Source organism: Providencia sp. AGC89 (assembly GCF_053543535.1).
On the sequence record NZ_JBIXLP010000064.1, the window covers coordinates 36079 to 50553 of the forward strand.

At 39.5% G+C, this 14475-nt stretch carries 14 protein-coding genes; 10 read left to right on the top strand and 4 right to left on the bottom strand.

Annotated features, from left to right (window positions below):
• Positions 1 to 45: 45 nt before the first annotated feature.
• Entirely contained in the window at positions 46 to 612 is a 567-nt protein-coding gene (locus ACIPUA_RS12565; protein WP_071548114.1) for a lytic polysaccharide monooxygenase, read from the top strand.
• Positions 613 to 680: 68 nt separating this feature from the next.
• On the opposite strand, the gene ACIPUA_RS12570 is transcribed toward ACIPUA_RS12565, so the two are convergent.
• Entirely contained in the window at positions 681 to 1469 is a 789-nt protein-coding gene (locus ACIPUA_RS12570) for a hypothetical protein (protein ID WP_449059729.1), read from the bottom strand.
• A gap of 117 nt (positions 1470 to 1586) precedes the next feature.
• Between ACIPUA_RS12570 and ACIPUA_RS12575 the strand changes: the two genes are divergently transcribed.
• Positions 1587 to 1808 (top strand): hypothetical protein, encoded by a 222-nt coding sequence (locus ACIPUA_RS12575; RefSeq protein ID WP_048607231.1) that lies wholly within the window; start codon positions 1587 to 1589, stop codon positions 1806 to 1808.
• Positions 1809 to 1810: 2 nt separating this feature from the next.
• Positions 1811 to 2728: a DNA replication terminus site-binding protein gene (tus, locus tag ACIPUA_RS12580; RefSeq protein WP_071548117.1), complete on the top strand. Its 918-nt coding sequence runs from the start codon at positions 1811 to 1813 to the stop codon at positions 2726 to 2728.
• A 69-nt stretch (positions 2729 to 2797) separates the two neighbouring features.
• On the opposite strand, the gene fumC is transcribed toward tus, so the two are convergent.
• Positions 2798 to 4195, bottom strand: coding sequence for a class II fumarate hydratase (gene fumC, locus ACIPUA_RS12585; RefSeq protein ID WP_449059730.1), 1398 nt, complete (start codon positions 4193 to 4195; stop codon positions 2798 to 2800).
• A 179-nt stretch (positions 4196 to 4374) separates the two neighbouring features.
• Here fumC and manA point away from each other — a divergent pair, with 179 nt between their 5' ends.
• From manA to add, 3 genes are all read left to right on the top strand, one after another.
• Positions 4375 to 5550: a mannose-6-phosphate isomerase gene (gene manA / locus ACIPUA_RS12590; protein ID WP_042843705.1), complete on the top strand. Its 1176-nt coding sequence runs from the start codon at positions 4375 to 4377 to the stop codon at positions 5548 to 5550.
• Positions 5551 to 5656: 106 nt separating this feature from the next.
• The gene (locus tag ACIPUA_RS12595; RefSeq protein WP_449059731.1) at positions 5657 to 7303 is read left to right on the top strand and encodes a YdgA family protein; all 1647 of its coding nucleotides are present in this window, start codon (positions 5657 to 5659) and stop codon (positions 7301 to 7303) included.
• Positions 7304 to 7493: 190 nt separating this feature from the next.
• The gene (gene add, locus ACIPUA_RS12600) at positions 7494 to 8495 is read left to right on the top strand and encodes an adenosine deaminase (RefSeq protein ID WP_131680024.1); all 1002 of its coding nucleotides are present in this window, start codon (positions 7494 to 7496) and stop codon (positions 8493 to 8495) included.
• 205 nt (positions 8496 to 8700) lie between these two features.
• On the opposite strand, the gene ACIPUA_RS12605 is transcribed toward add, so the two are convergent.
• Positions 8701 to 9678, bottom strand: coding sequence for a bile acid:sodium symporter family protein (locus tag ACIPUA_RS12605; protein ID WP_042843702.1), 978 nt, complete (start codon positions 9676 to 9678; stop codon positions 8701 to 8703).
• Positions 9679 to 9735: 57 nt separating this feature from the next.
• Positions 9736 to 10779 carry an oxidoreductase gene (locus ACIPUA_RS12610; RefSeq protein ID WP_449059732.1) on the bottom strand — a complete coding sequence of 348 codons (1044 nt, stop codon included), beginning with the start codon at positions 10777 to 10779 and terminating at the stop codon, positions 9736 to 9738.
• A 139-nt stretch (positions 10780 to 10918) separates the two neighbouring features.
• Between ACIPUA_RS12610 and ACIPUA_RS12615 the strand changes: the two genes are divergently transcribed.
• The 4 genes from ACIPUA_RS12615 to rsxC form a co-directional block, all read left to right on the top strand.
• Positions 10919 to 11359 (top strand): DUF2569 domain-containing protein, encoded by a 441-nt coding sequence (locus ACIPUA_RS12615; protein WP_042843700.1) that lies wholly within the window; start codon positions 10919 to 10921, stop codon positions 11357 to 11359.
• 84 nt (positions 11360 to 11443) lie between these two features.
• Positions 11444 to 12025: an electron transport complex subunit RsxA gene (rsxA, locus tag ACIPUA_RS12620; RefSeq protein ID WP_042843698.1), complete on the top strand. Its 582-nt coding sequence runs from the start codon at positions 11444 to 11446 to the stop codon at positions 12023 to 12025.
• Entirely contained in the window at positions 12025 to 12639 is a 615-nt protein-coding gene (rsxB, locus tag ACIPUA_RS12625; protein WP_071548120.1) for an electron transport complex subunit RsxB, read from the top strand. The genes rsxA and rsxB overlap by 1 nt, the downstream gene beginning before the upstream one ends.
• Positions 12632 to 14475: electron transport complex subunit RsxC (rsxC, locus tag ACIPUA_RS12630; RefSeq protein ID WP_449059733.1), on the top strand; the 1844-nt coding region annotated here is incomplete at its 3' end. The genes rsxB and rsxC, both read left to right, overlap by 8 nt.

The window sequence follows — 14475 nt, forward strand, 5'->3', positions numbered from 1 at the left end:
CGTTGTTAGTGATGATAGTTATTCTATTAATGACGAGGAAATTCTATGAAACAACAATTACTACTTGTACCTATCCTTTTTTTCTGCAGTTTTTTGGCCTACCCCCACGGATATGTAAAGTCTCCAGAAAGCCGTTCGTATTTGTGTCGCAAAGAAGTAAACACCAATTGTGGTCAAATTCAATATGAACCTCAGTCACTAGAAGGTCCAAAAGGTTTCCCACAACAAGGCCCTGCTGATGGTGAAATTGCTAGCGCTGGCCTTTCTCAGTTTTCACCGCTCGATGTACAAACAACGGAGCGATGGAAGACTGTTCCCCTGAAGACCCGTAATGTAGAATTTGAATGGTATTTAACTGCAAAACATAAAACGACCAAATGGGAATATTTTATGACTAAACCCGATTGGGAGCCCAATATTCCCTTATCTCGTGCTCAATTTGAATTAACCCCTTTTTGCGAATTTCACCGTATAGAAACCCCCGATAACACAGTCAAACACAACTGTGTGTTGCCTCAAGAACAAACAGGATATCAGGTTGTTCTTGCTGTTTGGACGATAGACGATACGTCAAAGGCATTCTATCAAGTTATTGATTTATCATTGGATTAATGTTTTTCATATAACAAAAATTGAGTAATAGGCTAAACTGTATATTTATATCTAAAACCATTTCAATACTATATGTTATGTATATTGAAATGGTATTTATTAACATCATCCACCGTTACCTTGCTACTCCTTGTACCTTCAGTAAATGTTAATCCACTTTCTCTTTCACTTATTGCGGGTAATCGAAAACGTTCCATAAAGTCTTTGGCTCGACGTACTTCTGGTCTCAAATAACTATTAAAATTATTAGCATGCTCAGCTTCTGCTAATAACGGATTAATAAATTGCATAACTGAGTGAATTGGTTGTTCAAAAGCGTTAATACCTCCATCTTGTAAGTTCAATACAACCCCATAGTTATGTGGTATACACGATGAAATCGCCCATTGTTCCCAAGATGAATTTACCCCATGATTGCTTAATACCTTTTTTACCGGCTCACCAATGTTATCCCCACCCATAAGCCAAATTCCTCCCGTAAGCGTTGATACAACATCGCTATTATTCTGAGGAGCTATTTGTGATAAAGTTGCTGTAACTGCTTGGTCTATCAAACTTATTATATTATGGTCAAAATGAATAACGGCTCCAGTCTGATTATTTTTATTGTATAGCGTTGCGACCACACAGGTTTGCGCATTCACAGAACATAAATAATTATTCTCATTATTAGTACTGTAACTAGATAAAACGCCTTCCCCTTGTAAAGCACAACGAAGATGACTTGGTGTTGCCCTTTCGGGTAAAGCATCTTGAATATATTGAATGGTACCAAGGTATTGGTAATTAGCTTGTGTAGTTGTATTTTTTTGAAAAAGGTCAACAAACGGTTGGATCAGCGGTGGGATAGTCAGCATACCTTACCTTTTAAAATTGAGTGAGTATTACATCATTTATAATGTTTAATATTTCCATAATTAAGACATTAACACTTTCAATTTAATATATAATTTACTGAATTTTATTCGAGGATAATGGCGTATTCCAAAGCCTTATATCGAAAAGATATCGATGGTACTGCTATCGGTACAGGGGTGAATACTCATCCTGAAGTACCAATGAAGAGAAAAAGCTACCAGTTCCCCTGCCCGTTAACGTTAAGTTTCGCTAAAATCCCCCGTAGTCTGGCTAAAAAATTGCTAATAATGATTGTTAATGCTACATTTTATTTATCACAAACAGAATGTTGTAACTAAAAATGAACCCTAGACAAAAACTTATCGACACTTTCAATAACTTAGAGATTGAAATAAAACAACTTAGTCATTTATTATTAGAACAAGCTCAACTCGTCCCATTTGTAGCAAGTACGTTTATTTTACCTAATATAATCAAAGGTGAAGAAAATAACGAGATTAGCCATATTCCAGTTCAAAAATTAACTAGTCATAGCGCTATTGAAGCAACAATTAAGTTAATTAACCTACTGTTTATCCATAATAAATCTGAAGAAATTAGCAATAAATCGGCTATCCGTCTACCTGGTGTTATCTGTATCCAAACTGAATTAAAAACATATCGGGAATTTAATGCGTTAATATCAAAGATTAATGAATTAAAAGTACAGATAAAAACAATCGTTACACAAATAAATGAAACTCAACGTTTTGAATTTATTAGAGAAAGCCTTCATGGGTTATTAACATTAAATACCTATCGCACCCTCACCTCACTAGTCGATATTGATACCATTAATTTTGGATGGGCCAATAAAAAAATCATCAATAAAGTGACCAAAGAAACCGTATTAAGCCGTTTACAAGCAAGTTTAGAAAGTGGTCGCTGCCCTTTACATATCCCTAAAGAACATTGGCAATTACAAATAGAAAGCGATATTCAATTGATCTACTCGTTACCCCATGATGCGATTTTAAAAACTCAACGCCCTGTAAAGGTTCAGCCGATAGCGCGAGTCTGGGATAGTTCTCAACAAAAACAAACCCAATTTGCTTGCTCTACCCCCTTATTTGTTTTTGCCCTAGAGAAAACAGTTGCCGAAATAAAAGTTGGTGAATTACACGATTACCATGTAGATAATATCCCACTACGTAACCGGCCAAAAGCTAAGCCAGTAGAATTATTAATCCCACGTTTAAATTTATATATAGAACGTTAAAAAACACCCAATTGTTACCAATATGGGTGTTTCCTCAGTTTATTACATGATATTAGCAAGCCATAAAGTTTATGACTTCATGCTTCCAACCATGTCTTCTGGGCGAACCCATTCATCAAACTGTTCTTCTGTCAGATAATTTAATTTCAATGCTGATTGTTTTAGTGTTAACCCTTCTTTATGAGCTTTCTTAGCAATTTCAGCGGCTTTATCATAACCAATATGGGTATTTAAAGCGGTTACTAACATCAATGATTCATGCAGTAATTTTTCAATGCGCTCACGATTTGGTTCAATACCAATAGCACAATGTTCATTGAAACTACGCATACCATCAGCTAATAAACGGACAGATTGTAAGAAGTTATCAATTACCATTGGGCGAAAAACGTTAAGCTCGAAATTGCCTGATGCGCCACCAATATTAACTGCAACATCATTTCCCATCACTTGCGCACATAGCATTGTTAATGCTTCACACTGTGTAGGGTTAACTTTCCCTGGCATGATTGAACTGCCTGGTTCGTTCTCTGGTATCGCAATTTCACCAATGCCACAACGAGGACCTGATGCTAACCACCTAACATCATTCGCAATTTTCATTAATGAAGCCGCTAAGCCCTTCAGTGCACCATGAGCATGAACTAAGCTGTCACACGTTGCCAAAGCTTCAAATTTATTAGGTGCAGTGATAAATGGCTGACCCGTTAATTCGGCAATTTTTTTCGCAACACGAACTGCGTATTCAGGATGAGTATTCAACCCTGTACCGACAGCAGTACCACCCAGAGCAAGTTCACAAACATGAGGTATTGAATTCTCAATATGTTTTTCATTGTGTGCTAACATTGCAGCCCAGCCAGAAATTTCTTGGCCTAACGTCAATGGGGTTGCATCTTGTAAGTGGGTACGACCAATTTTGACGATATCTTTGAATTCTTTTACTTTTGCATCTAAAGTTTTGTGTAAAACTTTTAGTTCTGGTAGTAGATGTTCGCGAATAGCAACCACCGCAGCGACATGCATGGCTGTTGGGAAAACATCATTTGAACTTTGGCTTTTATTAACATCGTCATTTGGGTGAATAAGGCGATCATTACCACGCTGGCCACCGAGGATTTCGCTACCACGGTTAGCTAATACCTCATTCATGTTCATGTTACTTTGCGTACCAGAACCCGTTTGCCATATAGCCAGTGGGAACTCTGTAGGGTGTTTGCCAGCTAATACTTCATCAGCAGCAGCAATGATTGCATCGCCACGCTCTTTGGCTAATAATCCTAGATCCATATTTACACTAGCGGCGGCTTTTTTTGTGATAGCGAGTGCGTGGATTAACGCGACAGGCATTTTTTCTACAGATATACGGAAATGTTCTAAAGAACGCTGCGTTTGCGCGCCCCACAAGTGGTCAGCAGGTACTTCAATAGGTCCCATTGAGTCTTTTTCAATGCGAGTGGCTGCCATTACTATCTCCTTAGGTACATATACAGAATAATTGATTTTAGAATCATCTGCTTGCAGGTAAGCAAATAACCGAGCAGTATAATGCCACAAATTGAATTTCATTTATGAGACTTAGTCGAGCTTATTGTACTGTAATGAAAAGGAAATGAGTTGATTTTTATAAAAAAGAGAATTTTGCTATGCTTAAAATGATAAACAAAGTCCAAAATTATGATTGGGGTAGTAAAACGGCCCTAACTAAGCTATATGGGCTCCCTAACCCTAACCACCTACCAATGGCTGAGCTTTGGATGGGGGCTCACCCCAAAGCGAGCTCAGAAGTTCTCGATGCGCAAAAAAATCAAACTGTTCCCCTTAACACCTTGATTGAGAGCGCCCCTGAATATTATTTGGGTTCGCATATTGCACAAACTTATCATCGATTACCGTACTTGTTTAAGGTACTGTGCGCTGCTCAACCGCTGTCAGTACAAGTACATCCCAACAAAACCTATGCTGAGGTCGGGTTCGCTAAAGAGAATGCAGCGGGTATTCCAGTAGACTCACCTATTCGCAACTATAAAGATGATAACCATAAACCAGAATTAATTTATGCCTTAACACCTTTTAAAGCAATGAATGCATTTCGTCCATTGAATGAAATAGCACAATTGCTTGATTTTGTTTCAGCGGCTCATCCGGACATCCAACTATTTGTTCAAGACCCAACAGAAGAAAAGCTATCACGCCTATTTGCACAAATTCTTAATTTAACAGGTGAACAAAAAGAGCTCGCACTTGGAGTACTAAAAGCGGCTTTAAATAGTCGCCAAGGTGAACCGTGGAACTCAATAAAGCAAATGGCAAGTTTATACCCTGAAGATAATGGTTTATTTACCCCACTTCTTCTTAATGTTGTTGAACTGCAACCCGGTGAAGCGATGTTTTTATATGCAAGAACACCGCATGCTTATTTAGAAGGGGTTGGATTAGAGGTCATGGCTAATTCAGATAATGTTCTGCGTGCAGGGTTAACAAATAAACACATAGATGTCCCTGAACTGATTGCGAATATTGACTTTAACCCTACGTCAGCAAAGGATTTATTAAGTATCCCCGAAAAATCTGGAAATATCTGGAAATATAATATTCCAGTAGAAGATTTTTCATTTAATATATATTCTATAAACAACTCGGAGGTTACTCTATCTAACGATACAGCCTCAATTTTATTTTGTATTGAAGGTCAGTTAGTTTTCCGTTCAGGTAATGAAGAAATATGCATAGATTCTGGTGAGTCTGTTTTTCTACCTGCTTATGAGAAAAGTATTACCATTAACGGCAATGGTAAGCTTGCCCGAGTTTTTAATAAGTAGTGTCATATTCTGTATTTAACCGTTTATTTTGTTAAAAAACGGTTATTTAAAACTTATATAATTTTATAAGTACGTTTATAACGTACTGAAAGGATGGATGTTTATAATGAAAAAGTCATTAGTCGCGGTTGGTGTTATTGTAGCTCTGGGCGCTGTATGGACGGGTGCATCGTGGTATACAGGTTCAAAAGTAAAAGATGAACTTGACAGAGTGATCCTCAAAACCAACGATTTTTTTGCTGTAAATGTGCCTGAAGCAGGTTTGAATTTCAAAGTAGAAAACTATGAAAAAGGCGTTTTCACTTCTAAAGCTGACATCGTAATTACTTCAGCTGATTCAGTAACACCTGATGATTCTATCATATTTAAGACTAATATTGATCATGGCCCATTCCCATTATCACAAGTTGCTAAGTTTAATTTGTTGCCAAAACTGGCTGCTACTCAAATAGAATTAGCAAATAATGCAACAACTAAAGAGCTTTTTGAAGCAACCAAAGGAAAGCCGTTTGTTAATGGTTCTGCTGTCATTGGTTATAGCAAAAGTATCGATACTAACTTAGAGCTTATCCCAGTTGAATATAGCAAAGATGATATTTCGCTATCGTTTAGCGGCTCTAAATTTGATGTTTCAACTACAGCAGACTTAGAGTCTGTCGATGCATCAATAATCACTGATAACTTTGTGATGGGTAAAGCAGATAAATCAGAAACAATGACCGTTAAAGGGTTAAAATTAGTTTCTAATGTCAAAAAATCACAATATGGTTTCTACACAGGAACACAAGAATTTGTGATTGCAGATACAGACTTCAATATCCCAGAAACAAAATTCTCATTTAAAGATTTTAAAATCGCCAGTGATACTTCTATCAACGGTGAAGATGTTAAAGGTAACATTTCTTACAGTATTGGTGACATTAAAGCATTAGAACAAAATTTAGGTTCAGGCCAAGTCACTGTTGCAATTGAAAAACTAGATGCTAAAGCATTAGGTAAATTTGTAGAACAATACAACAAAGCCTTAGCAGAAGGTTTAGCAACTGGTGACCCATCAGAAGCTACTGAACGTTTAGCCATGGAAATGATGTCAACCACATTGCCTGAGCTAATGAAAAGCAAACCTGTATTCACAGTTAGCCCGCTATATTGGAAAAATGAAGCTGGCCAAAGCTCTGTTGACTTAAATGTCACTTTCAATAAATGGAACCAAGACGAAATCACCGCGTTGGCAATGTCTAATAAAGTTGATGAAGCATTCAAACAATTGATTTCTTCTTTTGATTTTAACCTGAAGCTGAATAAGCCAATGGTAATTGAATCCATGACACAAGCCATGATTTTAGACCAAGGCGTTCCAGTTGATGCTGAAACTAAAAAAGAAATGAAAGGTATGGTGACATCTGAATTTGCAGGTGTACAGCAAATGTTGACTTCGGATATGTTCTCTTCCCCGTTTGAAGAAATGTTTATGACCGATGAAGAACGCGCTGAAAAAGCTAAACAGAAAAAATCACCTTGGATGATTGATAGCGAAAATGATTTAACAATGACGATCAAATTCGCTGGTAACGACCTGACATTCAACAATGATAAGTACACCTTAGCTGAGTTCTTGACTAAGATGAAAATCATGTCTGGACCTGAAGACGAGTTAGAATATGACGCTCAACCAGCTCCAGGTGCGGAAATCGCACCAGAAATTGGTAATGAGCCTGAGTTAGCACCACAAGCTGAAACACCTGCTAACTAATCAAACTCAAGCTAATAGAAAAAACGCTAGTCAATTATGACTGGCGTTTTTTTTACCACCAACATTTCGGTGACGAGCATCACAAATTAAATGTAATTTTTTATTATGTTTCACATTTTGCGTGATTTACAATTGCTTTTAGCTAAATAACGGCCAAAATAAGGAAAGAAAACAGATAAAGGATCATCCCGTGATAAATACCCGTCTCCCTTTAACCGACTTACACCGTCACCTTGATGGTAATATCCGACCGGAAACTATTCTTTCACTAGCTGAACAGCACCATATTCAATTACCCGCAACAGAACTTGAGGCATTACGCCCTCATGTACAAATTATAGGACAGGAAGCTGATTTAGTCGGTTTTTTGTCAAAATTAGATTGGGGGGTTTCAGTACTCGCTGATTTAGATGCCTGCCGCCGTGTTGCATTTGAAAATGTAGAAGATGCGTTTAATGCGGGGATTGATTATGCAGAGCTTCGTTTTTCACCTTACTACATGGCGATGAAGCACCACTTACCTGTCGAAGGTGTCGTGGAAGCGATTATTGATGGTGTACAAGCAGGTTGCAAACAATTTGAAATCAAAATTAATTTGATCGGAATTTTAAGTCGCACGTTTGGGCAGCATGCTTGCTCTACTGAATTACAAGGGCTTTTAGCTCATCGCCATCATTTGTGTGCTTTAGACCTCGCTGGAGATGAACTTGGTTTTCCAGGGGAATTATTTGAGTCTCACTTCATAAAAGCCAGAGATGCAGGTTTAAATATTACCGTTCATGCAGGTGAGGCTGCGGGAGCAGAGAGTATTTGGCATGCAATTAATGTATTAGGTGCGCAACGAATTGGCCATGGTGTAAAAGCAATTGAAGACCCCGCTCTAATTGATTATTTAGTGAAGCACCAAATCGGTATGGAAAGTTGCTTAACTTCCAATATCCAAACTAGCACTGTCTCATCATTAGCTAAACACCCGTTAAAGGCCTTTTTACAGCATGGAGTATTAGCATCAATAAATACTGATGACCCAGCAGTGCAAGGAATTGAGTTACGTTATGAATATGAAGTCGCAGCACCACAAGCAGGCTTGACCGCTGCTGAAATCGAGCAAGCTCAACGTAATGGCCTTGCTATCGCATTTTTATCCACAAATGAGAAAAATGCACTGTTAGAAAAAGCAGCTAAACGATAAAAACTAAAGGGCATCACACTGGGTGCCCTCATTCATTCCACTCACTGCATTTTGACTCGCCCTTTTTCCCTAGTAAGCCATTAATTAGCACAGAGTTAATGTATGTTCTTTATAAAAAAACACCCACAGTATGTTGTAACTAAAATAGAATAAAAGTAAACAGCATTGACTTGAGGTGGTGCCATATCCTCAAGTCAATAATATATTATTTAGTTAATAACCGTTTAGCGTAACGCTGAGCCAATACAGCACTAACCATCAGCTGAATTTGGTGGAAAATCATTAAAGGAAGTAAGATCACCCCTACCGTTGCCGCAGGAAACAATACATTAGCCATTGGAACCCCATTAGCTAAACTTTTTTTAGACCCACAAAATACAATAGTAATCTCATCTTCTTTACTAAAACCAAGCAAGCGTGCGGCTAATGTGTTAACCACTATGACAATAAATAAAATGACACAAGTGACAACCACTATCATCAGTAAAGAAAATGCGTCGATTTTCTGCCATATTCCCTCAACGACAGCTTCACTAAATGCAACATAAACAACTAATAGTATAGAGGAACGGTCAGTTATATTGACTAATTTACGGTGGCGATTAATCCAATTAACAATTAAAGGTCGCGCTAAGTGCCCTACTACAAATGGTAACATTAACTGTAATAATATTGAGCCAATTGCATTAAGCGTATCGACCGCCTGGCTACCATCTGCATCCATTAAAGCACCGACTAAAATAGGAGAAAGGAATACGCCAAGAATACTGGATGCTGAAGCGCTACAAATCGCCGCCGCTATATTACCACCTGCAACGGAAGTAAAGGCAATCGCGGACTGTACCGTCGCAGGTAATGCACAAAGGTACAAAAACCCCATATAGACAGTGGGTGACATCCATTCAGGAACGATGACAGCGAGCCCTAATCCTACAATAGGAAATAAAATAAACGTGCTCGCAAAAACTAACAGGTGCAGACGCCAATGGCCTATACCTGCCACTATTGATTCCCTTGATAACTTTGCACCATGCATAAAGAACAACAATGCGATTGCGGCAGTTGTTAGGTATTGAAAGCCCGTTTTTATTTCCCCTTCACAAGGAAAAAGGCTAGCAATAATTACAACGCCTATCATGATAAGTAAAAATGGGTCTATTCTTAGTTTAGCTAGCAGGTTCATTCTGTTTTCCATAATAAAAGCCAGTTACATAGACTGGCTTTATGATAGGTCGTGGACTCAAAAAATTGATTCAATAGTACGCTTTTCTGTTGCTGAACGTATTCCTGCTTCGATAAGCTTCATGATATCAATGGCTTCACTTGGTGTGACCGGATTGGGTTTATTATGGCGTATCGCATCATAAATAGCTTGGTAATACCCACCATAATTACCTTTTTCGTTAGGCCAAGGTTGTGTGATAAGCGCCTCACCTTGTGACAGGGTCACGATTCCAGTGTTGTCATCTACGCCCCACTTTTCACCTTCTGGTTTCATTCCACTTTTTAGACAATCTTCTTGCGGGTCTAAACCATACTTTACATAGCTACCTTTCATACCATGAATAACATAAATTGGCATAGGTGCGGCTGCTAACGTGGTCGCGTGTAAAACCACCTTTTTAGTTGCATATTGTAATATGACATGAAAGTAGTCTACCGCTTTCGCATTCGGGCGGATCATAGCAAGATCAGCGGTGATCCCCATCGGCTTACCAAAATATTGCAGTACTTGGTCTAATAAGTGGGGTCCTAAATCATACCAAATACCTGAGCCCGGAATATTCTCTTCACGCCATCTTTGCCTTACCATTGGCCGGTAGCGATCAAAGTGTGACTCATAATATTTAATATCACCAAGACAACCATCTTGAAGTATTTTTTTGACAGTTAGAAAGCCAGAGTCCCACCGACGATTATGATAGATAGAAAGCAATTTCCCTGACTGTTCTGCTTGTTGTTTAAGTTGTTCTGCTTGTGCAACGTCTAGAGTAAATGGTTTATCAACAACCACATGTTTGCCCGCGGATAATGCCGCTTTAGCTAAAGGAAAGTGAGTTTCATTTGGCGTTGGGATCACCACTAATTCAATGTCATTATCAGCAAAAATAGCTTCTGGAGATGCAACAACATTGACATTTGGCCAATCCGCCTTAACTTTATTAGGGTCACTCGTTGAAATTGCAGTTAAATCATACTCTTTTAGAAAACCTAAGAAAGGCGCATGAAAGGTTTTACTTGCATAGCCATAACCTATGACCCCTACTTTAATCGGTTTAGACATATTGACCTCATACAAAAACAAACTCAGAAAGATATAAAAAGTACCATCAGAATAAATTAAATGGCAAATATATCTATGATAGGATTATAAAATACCCTAGGATCTTCTACCGCTATTTTGCAAAAATGGATGTTTACTTATGTCTTCAGTTTATAATGCTAACCGTATCACTGGCTGGTTACTGCTGCCAGCTATGTATCTGTTGCTAACGTTTTTAGCCGTATGCAGTATGACAGTCATGTATTGCATTAAATTTTATGAAATTGTGAGCACAGTTGATAATTGGGCAAGCTATATTCCCTTGGCATGGTATCTATCATTTGCTATCGCAATTGCCATGACATTATTTAGTATTCATGTACTGCAACTGATGTTTGCTCATTCAAAACATTTTCCACGTCGTTTTATTATTTGGTTACTTATCTTATTGTTATTAGGTATAAAAACATTTGCATTTTCACCTATTGATGATAATACCGCCTTACAAGTGCTTGCCTGGCCATTACTTGGAGCCGGTTTCTTCGTCCCTTACTTAAAACGTTCACAGCGTGTAAAAATGACTTTCACACAAGATCGATAAGCGCCAGATAAATTGCTTGATATCATAATGATAGTTTAGCTGGCTTAGGTCAGTTTTTGTTCTTTTTTCATTTCAGGCAATAGCATGACTGATTATCTACTACTCTTTATTGGAACGGTGTTGGTTAACAACTTCGTCCTTGTAAAATTTCTTGGTTTATGCCCCTTTATGGGGGTGTCAACTAAGCTTGAACCCGCTATAGGAATGGGGTTAGCAACAACCTTTGTTCTAACACTAGCTTCGATAAGCTCATGGTTGATTGACACCCTGATACTTGTTCCACTCGATCTTATCTATTTACGCACGCTAAGCTTTATTTTGGCGATAGCAGTAGTAGTTCAATTTACTGAAATGGTTGTCAGAAAAACTAGCCCTACGCTTTATCGCTTATTAGGTATTTTCTTACCACTAATTACGACTAACTGCGCGGTTCTTGGCGTTGCATTACTAAATATCAACATGTCCCATACTTTTATGCAATCTGCCGTCTACGGCTTTGGTGCAGCTGTTGGGTTCTCATTAGTAATGGTGTTATTTGCCGCAATCAGAGAGCGGCTAGCTGTTGCCAATGTCCCTGCCCCGTTTCGTGGCTCATCAATTGGCTTAATTACTGCCGGCTTGATGTCACTCGCATTTATGGGCTTTAGTGGTTTGGTGAAATTCTAATGATGTCAGTCTGGATTGCTATCGGTATATTAGCCGTTTTTGGTCTTATATTTGGCCTTATTTTGGGCTATGCCTCTTTGCGTTTTAAAGTTGAAGCCGACCCTATCGTTGAACAAGTCGAAGCGATTTTACCCCAAAGCCAGTGTGGTCAATGTAGCTACCCAGGTTGCCGCCCCTATGCAGAAGCCGTGGCTAACAATGGGGAAATGATCAACAAATGTGCACCTGGTGGTGAGCAAGTTATGTTAAAAATTGCTGAGCTACTAAATGTTGATCCACAACCTATTGATGGTGACGAAGCGGCGCAAAACCCTGTACGTAAAGTGGCTATCATTGATGAACAAAACTGTATTGGTTGTACCAAGTGCATTCAAGCTTGCCCTGTTGATGCTATTGTTGGCGCGACCCGCGCTATGCACACTGTGATTGAAGATTTATGTACGGGCTGTGACCTGTGTGTTGCCCCGTGCCCTACTGATTGTATTGAACTTGTTCCTGTGAAAACGACTACCGCTAACTGGAAATGGGATTTAAACGCCATTCCCGTTAAAAATATTAATGTTGAACCCAATGAACAGCCATTAACGCAAGCGAGAGGTAATACTCATGCTTAAACTGTTTAGTTGGTTAAAAAAAGAGAATATTTGGGATTTTAACGGCGGTATTCATCCGCCTGAAATGAAATTACAATCAAGTCAAACCCCCATGCGTATTGCCTCAGTGCCTAATGAGTTAATTATACCATTACAGCAGCATCTAGGCCCTGAAGGTGAATTAATTGTGCAAGTGGGTGAATATGTCCTAAAAGGCCAGCCCCTCACTAAAGGATTGGGTCGTACAGTACCTGTTCATGCCTCTACATCTGGCGTAATAACAGCCATTGAACCGATGGTAACAGCGCACCCATCAGGTTTGAAAGAGCTATGTGTTCGTATTCAATCGGATGGCAATGATACCTGGTGCACATTGAGTCCTGAAGCAGATTACACACAATTGTCTCAAGCTGAATTACTGCAAAAAATAGAGCAAGCGGGTATTGCGGGTCTTGGTGGTGCTGGCTTCCCTACTGCCTCAAAATTAGCAGGTGGAAAAGAAGCAATTAAAACCTTAATTATTAATGCTGCCGAGTGTGAACCGTATATCACTGCAGATGATAGGTTAATGCAAGAACATGCTCAGGAAGTTATCGAAGGTTGCCGAGTATTACAGCACTTATTAAACCCAGACCAAGTCTTAATTGGGATTGAAGATAATAAACCAGAAGCGATCCGCGCTTTAAAACACGCGCTGAGCAAACAAGATCAACAGATATTCATACGGGTTATACCAACCAAATACCCATCAGGTGGTGCTAAGCAGCTCACAAAAATATTAACCGGTAAGGAAGTCCCTTCTGGTGCCCGTTCATCACAAATTGGCGTATTAATGCAAAATGTAGGCACCGTAGTGGCGATAAAACGCGCGGTTATTGATGGGCAACCATTGATTGAACGTGTAGTGACCGTTACTGGTGATGCTATTAGCAAACCGGGGAATTTTTGGACTCGTTTAGGCACTCCTGTTAAACACCTATTACAACAAGCAGGTTTTAATCCAGAGCCGGAACAAATGGTAATCATGGGCGGGCCATTAATGGGCTTTACCCTACCGGACCTAAATGTACCTGTTGTTAAAATTTGTAATTGCCTGTTGGTTCCAACATCTGAAGAAATGGGGGCTGAATCTCCCGAAGAAGCTTGTATCCGCTGTGGGCTGTGTGTAGAAGCATGCCCAGCTGCTTTGTTACCCCAACAGCTTTATTGGTTTAGCAAAGGCGAAGAACATGAAAAAGCACAAAAGCACAATCTGTTCGACTGTATTGAGTGTGGAGCATGCGCCTATGTTTGTCCTAGTAATATTCCGCTAGTTCAATATTACCGCCAAGAAAAAGCAGAAATTCGTGAAATTGCCCAAGAGGAACGCCGAGCCGCAGAAGCAAAACTTCGTTTTGAAGCTAAGCAATTACGGATGGAACGAGATAAGAAAGCACGTGAAGAGCGGCATAAGAAAGCCGCCGTACAAGTTGATAGCGCAGGTAAAGACGCTGTTAATGCGGCTTTAGCTCGGGTCAAAGCAAAACAAAGTACCGCCTCTGATCCGGTTAAAATCATTTCAGGCGAATTACCAGATAATAGTGCTGTCATTGCAGCCCGTGAAGCACGTAAAGCACAAGCTCGAGCTAAACAAGCTGAGAAATTAGCAGCGGCTCAAGTTGAGCAGAACAATCCAGACACTCACGATGACCCACGCAAAGCGGCGGTAGCGGCTGCCATTGCCCGCGCTAAGGCGAAGAAAGCGGCTCAGCAACCTACTGCGGCTGAACCGGTGGCAGAAACAACTCCCGATACAGATGTCGACCCGCGCAAAGCAGCGGTAGCGGCTGCCATTGCCCGCGCTAAGGCCAAGAAAGC